At 52.8% G+C, this 16,031-nt stretch carries 20 protein-coding genes; all 20 read right to left on the bottom strand.

The window, feature by feature from the left end; all coding sequences use genetic code 11:
- Positions 1-320 precede the first annotated feature (320 nt).
- The 20 genes from RJD28_08150 to RJD28_08055 all read right to left on the bottom strand — a co-directional run bounded on the left by RJD28_08150 (position 321) and on the right by RJD28_08055 (position 15,817).
- Complete coding sequence (locus tag RJD28_08150; GenBank protein ID WNV59422.1) at positions 321-602, bottom strand: hypothetical protein; 282 nt, start codon at positions 600-602, stop codon at positions 321-323.
- Positions 603-605: 3 nt separating this feature from the next.
- Positions 606-1,370 carry a hypothetical protein gene (locus RJD28_08145; GenBank protein WNV59421.1) on the bottom strand — a complete coding sequence of 255 codons (765 nt, stop codon included), beginning with the start codon at positions 1,368-1,370 and terminating at the stop codon, positions 606-608.
- Positions 1,354-1,818 carry a hypothetical protein gene (locus RJD28_08140; protein WNV59420.1) on the bottom strand — a complete coding sequence of 155 codons (465 nt, stop codon included), beginning with the start codon at positions 1,816-1,818 and terminating at the stop codon, positions 1,354-1,356. Before RJD28_08140 ends, RJD28_08145 begins: the two co-directional genes overlap by 17 nt.
- Positions 1,757-2,098, bottom strand: a complete 342-nt coding sequence (locus tag RJD28_08135) for a hypothetical protein (GenBank protein WNV59419.1) — start codon at positions 2,096-2,098, stop codon at positions 1,757-1,759. Before RJD28_08135 ends, RJD28_08140 begins: the two co-directional genes overlap by 62 nt.
- Positions 2,099-2,111: 13 nt before the next feature.
- Positions 2,112-2,315, bottom strand: a complete 204-nt coding sequence (locus RJD28_08130) for a hypothetical protein (GenBank protein WNV59418.1) — start codon at positions 2,313-2,315, stop codon at positions 2,112-2,114.
- A gap of 266 nt (positions 2,316-2,581) precedes the next feature.
- Positions 2,582-2,839 (bottom strand): hypothetical protein, encoded by a 258-nt coding sequence (locus RJD28_08125; GenBank protein WNV59417.1) that lies wholly within the window; start codon positions 2,837-2,839, stop codon positions 2,582-2,584.
- Between the two features lie 245 nt (positions 2,840-3,084).
- On the bottom strand, positions 3,085-4,992 hold the full coding sequence (locus RJD28_08120) for an acetyl-CoA carboxylase carboxyltransferase subunit alpha (protein ID WNV59416.1): 1,908 nt from the start codon (positions 4,990-4,992) through the stop codon (positions 3,085-3,087).
- A gap of 27 nt (positions 4,993-5,019) precedes the next feature.
- The gene (locus tag RJD28_08115) at positions 5,020-6,369 is read right to left on the bottom strand and encodes an acetyl-CoA carboxylase biotin carboxylase subunit (GenBank protein ID WNV59415.1); all 1,350 of its coding nucleotides are present in this window, start codon (positions 6,367-6,369) and stop codon (positions 5,020-5,022) included.
- Positions 6,370-6,447: 78 nt separating this feature from the next.
- Positions 6,448-6,876, bottom strand: coding sequence for a 3-hydroxyacyl-ACP dehydratase FabZ (gene fabZ / locus RJD28_08110; protein WNV59414.1), 429 nt, complete (start codon positions 6,874-6,876; stop codon positions 6,448-6,450).
- Between the two features lie 12 nt (positions 6,877-6,888).
- A complete protein-coding gene (accB, locus tag RJD28_08105; GenBank protein WNV59413.1) occupies positions 6,889-7,431 on the bottom strand; it encodes an acetyl-CoA carboxylase biotin carboxyl carrier protein in 543 nt (180 codons plus the stop codon).
- Between the two features lie 2 nt (positions 7,432-7,433).
- Positions 7,434-8,687: a beta-ketoacyl-ACP synthase II gene (fabF, locus tag RJD28_08100; GenBank protein WNV59412.1), complete on the bottom strand. Its 1,254-nt coding sequence runs from the start codon at positions 8,685-8,687 to the stop codon at positions 7,434-7,436.
- Positions 8,688-8,704: 17 nt separating this feature from the next.
- Complete coding sequence (fabG, locus tag RJD28_08095; protein WNV59411.1) at positions 8,705-9,442, bottom strand: 3-oxoacyl-[acyl-carrier-protein] reductase; 738 nt, start codon at positions 9,440-9,442, stop codon at positions 8,705-8,707.
- Positions 9,427-10,362, bottom strand: a complete 936-nt coding sequence (gene fabD, locus RJD28_08090) for an ACP S-malonyltransferase (GenBank protein WNV59410.1) — start codon at positions 10,360-10,362, stop codon at positions 9,427-9,429. The genes fabG and fabD overlap by 16 nt, the downstream gene beginning before the upstream one ends.
- Entirely contained in the window at positions 10,350-11,291 is a 942-nt protein-coding gene (gene fabK / locus RJD28_08085) for an enoyl-[acyl-carrier-protein] reductase FabK (GenBank protein ID WNV59409.1), read from the bottom strand. The genes fabD and fabK overlap by 13 nt, the downstream gene beginning before the upstream one ends.
- A gap of 21 nt (positions 11,292-11,312) precedes the next feature.
- Positions 11,313-11,543, bottom strand: coding sequence for an acyl carrier protein (gene acpP, locus RJD28_08080; protein WNV59408.1), 231 nt, complete (start codon positions 11,541-11,543; stop codon positions 11,313-11,315).
- 191 nt (positions 11,544-11,734) lie between these two features.
- Positions 11,735-11,917 (bottom strand): DUF6472 family protein, encoded by a 183-nt coding sequence (locus tag RJD28_08075; protein WNV59407.1) that lies wholly within the window; start codon positions 11,915-11,917, stop codon positions 11,735-11,737.
- Positions 11,901-12,077 (bottom strand): FeoB-associated Cys-rich membrane protein, encoded by a 177-nt coding sequence (locus RJD28_08070; GenBank protein WNV59406.1) that lies wholly within the window; start codon positions 12,075-12,077, stop codon positions 11,901-11,903. The genes RJD28_08075 and RJD28_08070 overlap by 17 nt, the downstream gene beginning before the upstream one ends.
- Before the next feature lie 42 nt (positions 12,078-12,119).
- Positions 12,120-14,111 carry a ferrous iron transport protein B gene (gene feoB, locus RJD28_08065; GenBank protein ID WNV59405.1) on the bottom strand — a complete coding sequence of 664 codons (1,992 nt, stop codon included), beginning with the start codon at positions 14,109-14,111 and terminating at the stop codon, positions 12,120-12,122.
- Positions 14,112-14,345 carry a FeoA family protein gene (locus tag RJD28_08060; GenBank protein ID WNV59404.1) on the bottom strand — a complete coding sequence of 78 codons (234 nt, stop codon included), beginning with the start codon at positions 14,343-14,345 and terminating at the stop codon, positions 14,112-14,114.
- A gap of 182 nt (positions 14,346-14,527) precedes the next feature.
- Entirely contained in the window at positions 14,528-15,817 is a 1,290-nt protein-coding gene (locus RJD28_08055; GenBank protein WNV59403.1) for a putative peptidoglycan glycosyltransferase FtsW, read from the bottom strand.
- Between the last annotated feature and the right edge of the window lie 214 nt (positions 15,818-16,031).

Below are 16,031 nucleotides of genomic sequence, written 5' to 3'. Positions count from 1 at the left end.
ATGTGATAAAGCCTCACTTTTTCCTCGAACGGTAGTCCCGGATTAATGCCGACTTCTTCCCACATCACACCATACCATTTATTATTGTCTTTGTGCCGCAGCACAGCATTCCAGTCATGCCAGGGATATTCCGGCTCTGTGCCGTACTGCTGGCGTATCCATGTAAATAATTCTTGTCGTGTCATCTCTTAAGTAAATTTTTAGTTTATAAATCACTGGTTTTTCCCTCGTCATTCTGCGCGAGATATCCATATATCATCTCGATTCTATCGTTAATTTTTCTTCGCTTGCCTTTTCACAAATTCAAAAGAAAAAATCATTCAATCCTCATACCATTCTTTATAGGCCAGTATCTCAGATGCAATCATCTCTGGATAAAGACTATAATATCGTCTGCAAACCTTCTTGAACAGATTCTGCATTCTATCATCATGGCATACATCAAGCATATAATCCAGCAAATGTTCCACTTCTTTTTCAGATGCCTTCTCTGCGATAATTCTATCTACAAGCGGCTTATAGTAATTATATGACAGCTCACTTGCATCTTGAATTCTCTCTACAATCGCGTTTATATCCAAGTTTCTAATATCCTCACTCATATATTATTCCGAAAGTTCCTCATACATTGCTTTCAATTCTTCCAGAATCTTCTCCTTTGTTCTGCCAACCAACCCCAACTGCTTAATATCCACGTTTTCATTTTTCATACGCTGGACAAACTCTTGAATATCGGCATAAACTCCTTTGGGAGCCACTATCTTGGCGGTGGGATCAATCAATTCCGTCAGACGGAAAACATCATTCTTATGTTTCTTGATATTTTTGCTATCAACATGTTCTCCTGCGGCCTTACGATCTATCAAATCCATCCACGCTTTTGCTTTAAATGGAATCAAATATGCCGCATCCAAAACAGTCACTCCATCAACAGTGACTTTTCCCTGCTTCAAAAATCCGTAGTAATCATCGTCCAAAAGAATCGCAGACAGACTTGAAATATCTTCGTCCATCGGTAACGGTGTTAGCACTGCATCTTCTGGAAGTTGGATGGCATCCAGCTTTCGCGTGAAAAGTTCAATCATCGCAGGATACTGATTCGAGATTGGGTGACTGAAACGATAAAACTGCGGCACACCCGAACTTTTATCGCAATGTTCATATCCAGCCTGTTTTACATATTCCCAGAATTTCTTTCCAAAATTCGCGTCAACTGCTTCTATAATCAGAACAAGGTCAATGTCCTTTGTTGCTCGGAAGTCCAGTCCTTCTTCCGTCATTAGAATGTCACACGCCGTTCCTCCAATGATGGTGTATTGTTCTTCACTGCCCTTGAACCATTCCTTAAAGCTGTCAATTCCTGTAACCATCTATCTTCCTCCACAGTTCATTCAGCATTTCTTCCACTGCTTCTTCCACTCGTTCATCTGCATCTTCTCTCAATGCCAATGCCAACGAAAGTTCGTCTACAACATTTCGCATAGACAATTTTCGGGGATTGTATCTCCACATCTCTACGGCCACTTGCACCTGCGAATCTTGCAAGCTATTTGTCATAACATCTTTCCATTGAGAGATTCTTTCTGTTGCATAGTATTTGACGTTTGGTGCGTTCAGCATGGAACACTCTGCCAATGCCGAATATCCACTTTCCAATAGCTCTGTTCCCACCAATTCTTCCGGAATATAAACCGTTCGTTTTATTGGATTCAGCAACTTATCTCCTGCTTTTTGGAACAGTGTTTTCGGAGAATCCTCAGAGAGCAAAAATCCGCTGCACACCTGCTTTCCTGATATGCAGCAATCCCATTTCTTCAAGTTGTCTCGATGCCCTTGATATAGAAGTAGGTGTCAGTTCCAAGTCCTTCGCAGCTTGACTTGTGGATAGTTCTTGTGCGCCTCCATAAATGAAATGCAGTAGAAGCATCTGCGCCGATGGAAGCATTTCTTCCCGTGGCTTTTTTTCTGCGCTGCACCGTTCCTGCAAATACACCGCCATAAAGGGCAAATAAATTTGCTTTCCATCTACAATAAAAGGAATCTTCTCACGAATCAAATATTCTTTCTGGCGATAGCTAAGTTGTTTTAGCACCAGCACAATGGGAAAATTCTCATTTTTTCTGTATCCGGGCAATATGCTTTTTCAACACTTCAATCTGCTCCAGTTCTGTCTTGGGATAAAGAAAAATCATCTTCTGCTCATTCATAGAAACCATCTGTAAGCGATACCTTGTGGCTATAAAATTGGGTAAGTGCTTAAAGTCCACATCCTCATAGATAACCTTGATTCCAAGAACTTTATTGAGATATTCCATATCATCACCTGCAATCTTAACTCTTTTTTCTGTATTATAACTCTTTTTAAGTTAAGATGCAATATTTGAGTTAAGAGCAGTTGAATATCAACATTATAAAAAAGAATCCTACACTGCCGGATTCTCCGCTTGCGGTGGGTCGCATTTGCAACATAATTCAGTACCGCCGCAGTGCGATCTCGCGGAGCGCTTTTTGTGTGATAAGACGCAATTTCCTATCATACAAAAAAACACCGTGAGAACAGGAAGATTTCTCTCTCTGATTCTCACGGTGTTCTTCTCACCCAGTATTCGGCACGCTCCTGATCCTTCTTGTGGACGTGGATATAAAACCAGTATTTATAATCCGGCTCCTCTTTTCCCAGATTGCCAACGAGGAGACGCAGCGTCAAAAGCTTCGTATATTCCAGATTCTGTATTGCCACTTCATATTTGATGCCATCCTTCTCCAGCGCCTTTCGGATTCGAAAGAAACGGCCCTTATCCGGCCCGCTGTAGATCAGCTTTTTGTCCCATATCCACACGGCTGTCACCTGCCTGTTTTTTATATCTATCCATTCACATATCGTGAAGCTAGCGCTTCCCTTTTATGCTCATATCGAGGCGTGTCCCTATATATCAATCTCACGAACCCGCACTGACGTGCTTTACTGCCTGCTGACGCAGGCTGCTCGTTCGCTGTTGATGCAAGAAAAATGAATGTCGTCTTCGACGTCGCTCATTTTTCTTTTGCATTTTACAGTATACCACATTCTCGCCCATTTCCCAATTACATTTTTCGAAAACGTTCATAGCGCTGAACAGGCAGCATGGCAGGTGACAGCTGTTCATACCGCTGGCAGAAAAGTTCCAGCTCTTTTTTCAGGAATGCGCAGATGGGCTCCCGGGTCTTTTCCTGGGCCTGGCCGTATTCCGGGATGATTTTCTCTACAAAACCCATTTCTTTTAATTCGGCGGCTCCCATGCGCATCTGCTCGGCCGCTTCCGCACTGCGGCGGCTGTCCTTCCACAGGATGGAAGCAAAGCCCTCGGGGGAGAGCACGGAATAAGTAGCATTTTCCAGCATCCACACTTCATTGGCCACAGCCAGCGCCAGGGCGCCGCCGCTGCCGCCTTCCCCGATCATGATGGCAAGCACCGGTACCCGCAGCGCTGACATTTCCAGGAGATTTCTGGCGATGGCTTCTCCCTGTCCCCGCTCTTCCGCCTCCATGCCGCAGGCAGCACCCGGCGTATCCACAAACGTAACAATGGGACGGCCAAATTTTTCCGCCTGCTGCATAAGCCGCAGTGCTTTCCGGTAGCCTTCCGGGGACGGCATGCCAAAATTCCGGCAAAGGTTTTCCTTCGTATTTTTTCCCTTTTGCACACCGATCACCGTCACCGGACGGCCGTTGAAAAATCCGATGCCGCCCACAATGGCCGCGTCATCCCGGCATCCCCGGTCGCCGTGCAGTTCTGTGAAATCCGCAAAAATACCGTTGATATAGTCTAACGCCGTCAGCCGGTCTTTGCGGCGGGACAGCTTCACCCGCTCCCAGGCACTTTTTTTCTCTGGGAAGAAGTCGTTACTGCTTTCCCAAACTTCATCTGCGGCTGCCTTTTCCCACTGGATTCTTTGTTCTGTCTCTCGCTGGCACGCTTCCCATTTCTCCTGTCTTCTTTTGAAATCACGCTTTCCTTCTGCTTCCGCTCGTTCCCAGGATACGGCCTCTCTTTGCTCTGTCTTTTTCTGTCCGAACGCCATTCCTTCCACATCTACTTTCCTGTCAGCATGAGTGGCAGCCTTGTCAGCCGTCGGATTATTTGCAGATTCGCTGTTTTCCGGATATCCATGCATCTGCAGCAGCTGATGCAGTGTCGCTTTCAGCTGGGGGCGCTCCACAATGTTATCCACGAACCCGTGTTCCAGCAGGAATTCCGCCCGCTGAAAGCCCTCCGGCAGCTTCTGTCCGGTGGTCTGTTCGATGACCCGGGGGCCCGCAAAACCGATGAGGGCGCCGGGCTCCGCCAGAATAATGTCCCCCAGCATGGCAAAGCTGGCCGTCACGCCGCCGGTGGTGGGATCGGTGAGCACGGAAATGTACAAAAGGCCGGCCTCGCTGTGCCGCTTTACTGCTGCGGATGTTTTGGCCATCTGCATGAGGGAGGCCAGCCCTTCCTGCATGCGTGCTCCGCCGGAGCAGGCAAACACAACAATGGGCAGCCGCTCCCGCTGGGCCCGCTCAAAGGCCCGGGTCAGCTTTTCACCCGCCACCGTGCCCATGCTTCCCATGAGAAACCGGGTGTCCCACACGGCAATGGCGCACCGGATACCGCCGATGGTACCCACACCGGTGATCACCGCTTCATCCAGACCACTGTTTCCTTTCAGGCTGTCCAGTTTTTCCCCGTATGCCGCATCCTGCAAAGGATTGCGCTCCCGGATGCCCTCATCCCACGCCTGAAAGCTTCCCTTATCCAGCACCATCCGCAGACGGTTTCTGGCTCCCAGCCGAAAATATTTGCCGCATTTGCCGCAGCAATACGCATGCTCCACCACGTCCGGCCGGTACAAGGTTTCTCCGCAGGCCGGGCATTTCATAAACAGATCGTCCGGTACATTTACCGCCGTCTCCTGCGCCCGGCTCCCTTTCAGCGAAATATAATTGCCTTTTCGAAATTTCAGTATTGCCATTGTTTCTGCTTCCTTTTATCTGTTGCGTTATCCTTTGATGCCCATCTGCTCTTCCAGAAATCCGGTGTCTGCCTCGCCTTTCTCAAACACCTGGTTTTCCAGGATTTCATAAAGAAAATCCACATTCGTCGTGATGCCCTCCAGCACCACCTCGCCCAGTGCCCGCTTCATCCGCCGGATGGCTTCCTGCCGGTTTTCCCCGTGCACAATGATTTTCACCAGCATGGAATCATAGAAGGGCTGCACCACACAGCCCGGATACACCGCACTGTCAATGCGCACATTTCTGCCGCCGGGCAGATAAAGATAGGAAATGGTTCCCGGAGACGGCCGGAAATGATGCTGCGGATCTTCCGCGTTGATCCGACACTCGATGGCGTGCCCCCGGCAGACAATGTCTTCCTGCCGTACCGACAACGGCAGCCCGGCCGCAATCCGGATCTGCTCCTGAATGAGATCCAGCCCCGTGATCATCTCTGTCACCGGGTGCTCCACCTGGATACGGGTGTTCATTTCCATGAAAAAAAAGGCTCCGGAAGCGTCCAGCAGAAATTCCAGCGTTCCGGCATTCACATAACCCACGGCTTTCGCCGCCCGCACCGCCGTCTCTCCGATTTCTTTTGCCTGAACGTCATTCAACGCCGGGGAGGGTGCTTCCTCCAGCACCTTCTGATGCCGCCGCTGCACAGAGCAGTCCCGGTTGCCCAGATATACGGTATTCCCGAAGCTGTCCGCCAGAATCTGCACCTCGATGTGCCGTGGGTGACGGATATACCGTTCCAGATACATGGTGCCGTCGCCAAAAGCCGCCTGTGCCTCCTTCTGGGCCGTCTGAAAACGCTCTGTAAATTCCTCCTCGTTTTCTGCCACCCGCATGCCTTTTCCGCCGCCGCCCAGCGCAGCCTTGATCATCACCGGGTAACCGATGTGCGCAGCCTCAATTTTCCCGGCCTCCACATCCTGTACCGGCGCTTTTCCCCCGGGAATCACCGGAATCCCGGCCTTTTCCATGGTGGCTCTGGCCCGGGACTTATCCCCCATTTCCAGCATCATCCGGGAATCCGGCCCGATGAAGGTGATGCCGCATTCCTCGCACATCCGGGTAAATTTGCTGTTCTCTGACAGAAAGCCAAAGCCCGGGTGGATGGCCTGGGCGCCGCTGACCACCGCCGCACTTAAGATGCGTTCCATATGCAGATAGCTGTCCTTCGCCGGTGCCGGGCCAATGCAGATGGCCTCATCCGCCAGCTGGGTATGCAGCGCCTCCCGGTCCGCCTCCGAATATACGGCTACCGTGCGGATATCCATTTCCCGGCAGGCGCGGATGATCCGCACCGCGATTTCTCCCCGGTTGGCAATCAAAATTTTCTGAAACATTTTCTCATATATCCTTCCTTCTCTGTCCGGCTTCTGCATCCGTCGTTTCTCCGCCTGCCTGCACGCCTGTAATACACGCTATCCAATGGCGAAAGTCAGCTCTGCCTCTGCAACGATCTTCCCGTCTACCATGGCTTTTGCCGCACCGATGCCCACTGGGCCCTTCTGCCGGATCATTTCCACTTCCAGCACCAGCACATCGCCCGGCACCACTTTTCCCCGGAATCTGGCAGAACGGATGCCCCCCAGATACCCTGTTTTTCCCTGATATTCCGGCAGCGACAGCACAGCCACCGCGCCGGTCTGTGCCATGGCCTCTATGATGAGAACCCCAGGCATCACCGGCTCCTGGGGAAAATGCCCGTTGAAAAACGGTTCATTGTAGGTCACGCATTTTCGCGCCACTGCCCGTTTGCCCGGTTCCAGCTCCTCCACCGTATCCAGCAGCAAAAACGGCTGCCGGTGGGGAAGAAGCTCCATAATTTCTTTGATTCGCAGTACTGCCATTTTCTTCTCCTTCTATCCGATGAGAAACAGGGACTGACCGTATTCCACCATCTGCTCATTTTCCACATAAATGGCTTTCACCACGCCATCCGCCTCGCTCTCGATCTCATTCATCAGCTTCATGGCCTCCACGATGCCCAGCACCTGGCCTTTTTTCACCGTATCCCCTACAGACACAAAAGGCGCTTCCTCCGGGCCCGCAGACGCATAAAAAGTTCCCACCAGAGGGGATTTCACACAGGTGCCGGAAGCGGAAGCTATCTCTGCTTTTGTTCCAGCCAAATCGACCATACCGGGCGCTGACTGCCCATTTGCAACTGCCTGCTGCCCCGCCAAACGGTCAGGACTTCCACTGCTCACCTGACTGGACAAATGCTGTCCCGTCGAATAATCCTGGCTTCCCGGCACCAACTGACCTGTGGCTCCAATGGCTCCTGTCAACGGCTGCCCGCCCCGGGAAAGGGACAGACGGAAATCCCCTTCTTCCAAGGCAAATCCGCTTAAGGATGAATCCGACACCGCCTGAATGAGTGTCAGAATATGCTGCATATCCATCCTCACATCCCACCTTCCTGCTTCGCATCATATTTTTTCAGTAAAATACTGGAATTGTGTCCGCCAAACCCCAGAGAATTGCTGAGGGCATAGGTGACATCCGCATGGACGCCGTCGCCCGGCAGATAGTCCAGATCCATCTCTTCTTCCGTTTCCGTCAGTCCCACCGTGGGGTGCAGCCATCCCTCTTCCAGTTCTTTCACACAGGCAATGCATTCTGCCGCCCCTGCCGCCCCCAGGAGATGGCCGATCATGGATTTGGTGGAATTGATCTTTAATGCCTTTGCATGAGCCCCGAAAGCTTTTTTGATGGCCCGGGTCTCAAACAGGTCATTGTGGTGGGTGCCCGTTCCGTGGGCGTTGATGTACGTCACATCCTCCGGTGTGATCCCGGCGTCCCGGATGGCCTGGCACATGGCATAAGCCGCACCCGCGCCGTCCTCCGCCGGGGAAGTGATGTGGTAGGCATCGCTGCTGTTGCCGTAGCCCACGATCTCCGCCAGAATGCGGGCCCCCCGCGCCCGGGCATGGGACAGTTCCTCCAGTACCAGCACCGCCGCCCCTTCTCCCATGACAAACCCGCTGCGGTTTTTATCAAAGGGCAGGGAACACCGTGTGGGATCCTCGCTGGTACTCAGCGCCGTCAGCGCCTGAAAGCCGCCGATGCCCACCGGGGTAATGCAGCTCTCCGTACCGCCCGCCAGCATCACATCCGCATCTCCATATTGGATCGTCCGAAACGCTTCCCCGATGTTGTTCGTTCCTGTGGCACAGGCCGTCACCACATTGATGCTTTTCCCTTTCAGCCCCAGCTGAATGGAAACATTGCCCGCAGCCATGTTGGAAATCATCATGGGCACCATCAGCGGATGGATCCGTCCCGGCCCTTTTTCCAGCAGACGGCTGTGTTCCCGCTCCATGGTCTGCAGGCTGCCGATACCGGAGCCGATGGCACAGCCCACCCGGTAAGCATCCTCCTTTTCCATGGAAAGCCCGGCCTGCCCGTACGCCTCTTTCGCCGCAGCCACCGCATACTGACAGAAAAGCTCCATTCTTCTGGCATCCTTTTTGTCCATGGAAAGGGCCGGATCAAAGTCCTTCACTTCCGCCGCCAGTCTGCATTTATACGCCGATGTGTCAAATTTTGTGATAGGCCCGAAGCCTGTTTTTTTCTCCTTTATGCCGTTCCAGAACGCCTCCACACTGTTGCCCAGCGGCGTGATGGCGCCCATGCCGGTGATTACCACTCGTCTCATATTTTCTGCCTTTCTGTCTACATATACATACCGCCGTCCACGGACAGCACCTGCCCGGTGATGTAGGACGCCTGATCGGACGCCAGAAATGCCGCCGCATCCGCCACATTCTCTGCAGTTCCCATGTGTCCCAGCGGAATGCGCTCCTGCATCTTTGCCCGCAGCTCCTCTGACAGTCCTTCCGTCATTTCCGTTTCAATAAATCCCGGCGCAATGGCATTGACTGTGATGCCCCGGCTGCCCAGCTCCCGGGCAGCGGATTTCGTCAGTCCCAGAAGTCCCGCTTTGGCGGCACAGTAGTTGGCCTGTCCGGCATTTCCCAGGCGGCCGCTCACCGAAGAAATGTTGATGATCCGGCCGCTTCTCTGTTTTAACATCTGCCGGGCTGCAAACCGGATAACGAAAAAAGCGCCCTTCAGGTTCACATCCAGCACCCGGTCGTAATCCTCTTCCTTCATGCTCATCAGCAGGCCGTCCCGGGTAATGCCCGCATTGTTCACCACCACATCCAGATGGCCGCATGTGCGGATGATCTCTTTCATGGCATTTTCTGTGGCTGTAAAATCACTGACATCCCAGCCCATACAGCAGCCATCCCCTCCGGCTGCGCGGATTTCTCCCAGCACGGCCTGGGCTTTTTCGGCAGAACTTGCATAATTTACAATGACATACATGTCCTGGGCCGCCAGTTTCAAGGCGATGGCCCGGCCAATGCCCCTGCTGGCACCTGTCACCAGCGCTACTTTCTGTTCCATTCCCGCACCTCCGTCAGTTTTTCCAGATCCTGTATCGTTTCTACGTTGAGCACCTTCACATTACGGTCGATTTTTCGTAAAAACCCGCTCAGCGTTTTGCCGGGCCCCAGTTCGAGAAACAGGTCGGCGCCGTCTGCGATTATCCGCTCCATGCTCTGCCGCCAGCGCACGGAAGAAGAAATCTGCCGCTTCAAAAGCCCTCTGATTTCGTCTTTGTCCGTGACAAAGTCTGCCGTCACATTGCTGACAAAGGGGAGCTGTATCTCTCCCACCTGTGCCTGCAAAAGCTCCTGCTCCAGCTGTTCTCCCGCCGGTTCCATGAGTTTGCCGTGGAAGGGGCCGCTGACTTTTAAGGGGATGCACCGTTTGGCTCCGGCAGCTTTCAGCGCCTCACAGGCTGCCTCCACCGCCGCCGCTTCTCCGGTAATAACGATCTGCCCCGGGCAGTTATCATTGGCGATGGAAACGATGCCCGGTGTCTTTTCGCAGATATCTGCAATGACCGCGCCATCCAGGCCCAGTACCGCAGCCATGGCACCGCCTGTGGGCACTGCCTCCTGCATGAAAATCCCCCGTTTCCGCACGATGCGCAGGGCATCCGCCATGGAAAATACCCCTGCTGTCACCAGCGCCGCATATTCTCCCAGGCTCAGTCCCGCCGTCATATCCGGCCGGACGCCACAGGCTTTCACCGCCTCCGCAATGGCAAGCTCTGCCGTCAACAGTGCGATCTGGGTGTATGCCGTCTCGTTCAGCCGTTGATCCTCCCGGTCAAACAACAGCTTTTTCATATCCAGCCCGGACACCTGCTCCGCCAGATCCAACACCAGACGACTTTCCTGCCGCTGTGCGCAGAAATCTTCTGCCATTCCCGGGTACTGGGCGCCCTGTCCCGGAAAGATAAATGCTATTTTTCCCATATTGCTGTTCCTCCCAGAAGCGTCCCGGCTTCTGCCATCACTTCTTCTATGATCTCCCGGCAGGTCTGCTCTTTTTTCAGCAGACCCGCGATCTGCCCTGCCATGACGGTTCCGTTTTTCACGTCCCCCTCCTGCACCGCTTTTCGAAGGGATCCCAGCGTCAGAAGCTCCAGCTCCTCCATCGATGCCCCTTCTTTTTCCAGACGCAGGTATTCTCTTGTCATCTGGTTTCGCAGACTGCGAATGGGATGCCCGCCGGACAGCCCCGTCACCTCGGAATCAATATCCTTTGCCTTCAAAATACGCTGCTTGTAATTGTCATGAACGATGGATTCCCTGGCGATCACAAACCGGGTGCCCATCTGTACCCCTTTTGCCCCCAGCATCATAGCTGCCGCAAAACCTCTTCCGTCGCCGATGCCGCCTGCGGCAACGACCGGAATGTGGACGGCGTCCACCACCTGGGGCACCAGCGTCATGGTCGTCTGACTGCCGATATGACCGCCGGACTCCATGCCCTCCGCAATGACCGCGTCCGCGCCGCAGCGCTCCATCCGCCGGGCCAGCGCCACCGATGCCACCACCGGGATCACCTTCACCCCGGCTGCCTTCCAGGCTGTCATATATTTTTCCGGGTTACCGGCTCCCGTGGTGACTGCTGCCACCTTTTCCTCCACCGTTACCTGGGCCACCTCCGCTGCATGGGGACTCATGAGCATCACATTGACGCCGAAGGGCTGATCTGTCAGCTCCCGCACCCTGTGGATTTCCTCCCGGACAACCTCCGCCGGAGCCGCTGCCGCCCCCAGAATGCCAAAACCGCCTGCGGCGGAAACAGCCGCCGCCAGATGATGCTCCGCCACCCAGGCCATACCGCCCTGCAGGATCGGATAACGGATGCCCAAAAGCTCTGTGATCTGTGTATCCATCGTTCTCGTCCTCCGTTTTGCTTACTCTGCGCCTTTTTCTTTCAGGTAATTCATAACGCTGCCCACCGTTGTCAGTCCCTCCAGATCTTCGGACGGGATCTCGATACCGTAAGCCTCCTCAAACGCCATGACGATCTCAAACAGATCCAGGGAATCCACACCCAGATCCTCTTTGAAGGCGGTTTCCTCAGTGATGGTGTCCGCCTCAATGTTTAACTGGTCTGCAATGATCTCTCTGATTTTCTCTAACATGATGATTCTCCTTTATTGGTTATTGTTTTGTATTTCTAATATTTTGATATTCAAAGTATATAGATAAAAAAAAAGAAATGTCAAGTGGTAAAATAATTTTTGCTCATGTTCTTGCGCTCAGCTTGTCCCTCAACAGCCATCTTTTCATGCAAGCATGAACGCTGTCTGCCTGAGGGATAACTGAACTGGTGCTACATCTGTTTCCTGACAATCTTATACTCATCATACAGCTGGAAATACGGACAGTGGGAAAAATTTCCCATCATGAAATGGGCCATCTCATCCTCGTCCAGATCCATGTCACACACATAACACTCATAATCTTCATCGTACAGATAATACGCACAGCTCTCGCAGTTATTTCCCTGCCCCATCTTCCTGGCCTCCCTGGCTGCGGCGCTCCTGACAGCCGGACGCACAGCCGCCGCATCCGCAGCTGCACATTTTTCCGGCTTTGCGGTCCCGGTGCCTGCGCACCAGTACCCACACCGCATATAAAATAATCAATCCGCCAATGATCACGGTTGCCATCATTTCCTCCTGATTACCAGCGTTTCTCAACACTCATTATACCCGTTATCCGATAAAAAGTCCACTGATCTGGAAAAACAGCGTGGCTGCGATCCAGGCAAATACCAACTGAAAGATCACAACGCCAACCGTCCATCTGGTGGAATAGGTCTCCTTTCGGATCGTTGCAATGGTTGCCGCACAGGGTGTGTACAGCAGACAGAACAGCATCATGGCATACGCATTTCTTGCGCCAAATCCCATGGCTGCCAGATTGGCAGCCAGCGTCTGCATCCCCTGGGCCGAATTTACATTGTTGATGCCAAACAGCACGCAGAAGCTGGACACCACCACTTCCTTGGCCGAAATACCGGAGATCAGCGCCACGCCCAGCTGCCAGTGTCCCAGTCCCGCCGGAGCCATAATAGGTTCCATCCAGCGTCCGATGACAGCCCCGAAGCTCTGGGACACATCGGTAACCATGCCGGAGCTTCCAAAATTCAGCAAAAACCAGATCACGATGGATGCCAGAAAAATCGTGGTTCCCGCTTTGGTCAGGTAATCCTTCACCTTCTCCCACACATAGATGGCGATAGTTCTGGCATTGGGCCTTTTATACTCCGGCAGTTCGATCAGCAGTGTGTTCTCCGACTGGCCTTTGTCCAGTCTGTTCACGGTCAGCGCAATGAGAATGGCTGCCGCCAGTCCGATGACATACATGGAAAACGCTGCCAGCGCTGCATGTTTTTCAAAAAAGATATCCGAAAATAAGACATAAATCGGCAGTCTGGCCGAGCAGGACATAAACGGTGTCACCAGCATGGTTTTCAGCCGGTCCTTCTCCGTCTCCAGCGCCCGGGTTGCCATAATGGCCGGCACGGTACAGCCAAAGCCCAGCACCATGGGCAGAAATGCCTTTCCCGACAGCCCCGCTTTTCCCATGATGCCGTCCATGACATAAGCCACTCTGGCCATATAGCCGCTGTCCTCCAGAAACGCCAGCGCCAGGAAAAGGATAAAAATATTCGGCAAAAAGGTCAGGATCCCGCCCACACCGGCAAGAATGCCATCCACAATGAGAGAATTCAGCCATCCTGCCGCACCCACGGAAGTCAGAAAACCGGCAACAGCATGGGAAAGCACCGCCAGGGCCGCCTCAAATCCGCCTTTTAACAGATCTCCCACCGTGAAGGTCAGGAAAAAGACACAAGCCATGATACAGAGAAAAATCGGCACGCCCCACACCGGATGGGTCATCCACCGGTCGATCCGGTCAGTGGCCGCCGCTTTCTCATCCCGGTAAAACATCGTTTCCTCCAGGATTTCTTCTATGTACGCATATTTCCGGTTGATGATCTCTTTTTCATAGCTGTGCTCCGCAATGCCCGTCACATCTATCGGATGATTGCGCATCACTTCCTCATCATGCTCCAGCCACTTAATGGCATGCCACCGTGGATTGGCGATGCCGGGGGATGCTGCCTCCAACGCCGTTTCCAGCTTCCCGATCTTCTCCTCCAGCGCCTCCCCGTAAGAGATCACGGACCCGGAGGGGCCTTCCTCATAGTGGTGACGCACCGCATGCATCAGCACATCCAGTCCGGTCCGTTTTCTGGCAGATACCGGCACCACCGGGATGCCGCCCAGCATCTCCGGCAAACGGTGCATGTCGATCTCCATGCCACGTTCTTTTACAATATCCATCATATTCAGCGCCAGGATCACCGGTTTTCCCAGCTCCAGAAGCTGCATCGTCAGATAGAGGTTCCGCTCCAGGGAGGAGGCATCCACCACATTGATGACCACATCCACCTCGTCCTCCATGACACATTTTCTCGTCACCCGCTCTTCAATGGAATAGGAGGTCAGGCTGTAAATGCCTGGAAGATCGATGAGGCGAATGCGATGCCCCTTGTAGGAGGTCTCTCCCTCCTTCTTCTCCACCGTAACGCCGGGCCAGTTGGCCACCTTCAGATTCGCACCTGTAAAAGCATTAAAAAGCGTCGTTTTTCCACAGTTTGGATTGCCCACAAACGCCACTGTCAGTTCTTTTTCCATTTATCCCAAGCTCTCCTGTTCTCTGATCCATATGCCGCGGGCGATCTGCCGTCCCACGGCCCATCGGGTTCCCCGCACCTGGATGATACAGGCACCATTTCTCTTCCGGTTCAGAATCCGGATCTTTGTGCCTTCCGTGATCCCCAGTGCTTCCAGCCGCCGCATGATCTCATCCTTTACGTGAAGCTCTGTCACTTCATACAAAGCATTCACTGCACCATCATCAATGCTCATCTTTTGTCTCCCGTTTTTGACTGTATTTTATGATATTGATTATCGTTTATCATTTATATGATAAAGGCTTCCCGCTTTCTTGTCAACAAAAGCCCGCACAGGACAGCAAAATCCCGGGCGGCAAACATATTCTTGCCCACCGTCCGGGATCTGTATTTTCCTATTCTGTTTTATGTAGATGCCTATTCCCACTCAATCCGCCGGGACACGCCCAGTGCCAGTCCCATCTCCGCCATCAGGAACAGAATGGAGGTACCTCCATAGCTGATAAACGGCAGCGTCACCCCTGTATTGGGGATCGTGTTGGTGACAACCGCAATGTTGAGAACCACCTGGATCGCGATATGAGCAAAAATACCCGTCACCATGAGGGAGCTGTACAGATCCGGCGCGTTTTCCGCAATGACCAGCAGCCGGTACAGCAGCATGACAAACAGTACCATCACGATACACACGCCGAAAATCCCCAGTTCCTCGCAGATGATCGAGAAGATCATATCGTTCTGTGCCTCGGGAAGCACCATTTTCTGGGTACTATTGCCCAGTCCCTTGCCGAAAAGCCCGCCGCTTCCGATGGCATACAGCGCCTGCATGGTCTGATACGCCAGGTCAGAGGCATATTTTTCCGGATTCAGCCAGGCGATGACCCGACGAAAACGGAAGTTCTCACTGTTCTCCATCCCGCTGATGACAAAATGGACAAATGCCGCAATACCAACAGCGCCCAGGCCGCCCATCAGCAGGTAGGGCCATACCCGCCGGGATACGATAAAGACAACCGCAACGGCAATACCGCCAATGATGATGGCGGAACTCATATTATCGGAGATTTTCCAGATTAGAAAGCTGACCAGGCCGCCCAGCGCAATGAGCAGCAAGGCGCCTTTCAGCGTCTGCGCTTTCCGATCCATCTTCTCGATCATAAACGGAATAAAAATGATCATCGCGATCTTGCAAAGCTCCGCCGGCTGAAAGGATATGGATTCCGTAATCCCGATCCACCGGGTCGCACCGCCTCTGGTCTGGCCCAGCGGCGTCTTTAACAGCAGTACGGAAAAAACTGCCGCCAGATATGCCAGCGCTGCAAAACGCTTCCACAAATTGTAGTGAAATTTGGAAACAAAAATCATTGCACCCATACTGAGGATGCTGAATATTGCCTGCCTCTTAAAATAATGAAATCCGTCATTGAATTTCAGCTGTGCCTGATAATAGCTTGTGCTGTACAGCATCACAAGTCCAAAACAGACAAGGAAAATGATCACCGTCAGCAGGTTATAATCCATCGCGCCCTTCGGACGCGGAATTCTTCCTTTCGATGTCCGGCGCCGCTTTCCGCCGGATGGGCGCGGACGGCGTGCCCGCTGCTCCCGGTTCCCGTAAGTCTCCGGCGCATATGCATCCCGTCTTCTCCGGCTCCTGTCGGACATCTGCAGATCTTCTGTACGTCTCCTCCGATTTCTCTCGGACATGAGGCGGCCTCCTTCCCTGCATTTCCTATCTTTCTTTTCTTTTGCACTCATTATATCATGATTCGCACATTCTGTGCTTGACGCTGCTTTGCAGCTATCATGATCCAATTCGCCGCTCGTCATTCATGCCAGCATGATGCCTCGCTTGCGCTCATTATATCATGATTTCTGTGAAAAACCAACAGCTACGTATCGTCACTCTGCTTATCGGCTC

The organism is Oscillospiraceae bacterium NTUH-002-81 (assembly GCA_032620915.1).
Taxonomy (GTDB): domain Bacteria; phylum Bacillota; class Clostridia; order Lachnospirales; family Lachnospiraceae; genus JAGTTR01.
Note: the sequence above shows the minus strand (reverse complement) of the source record. Positions and strands in the feature narration are given on the sequence as shown.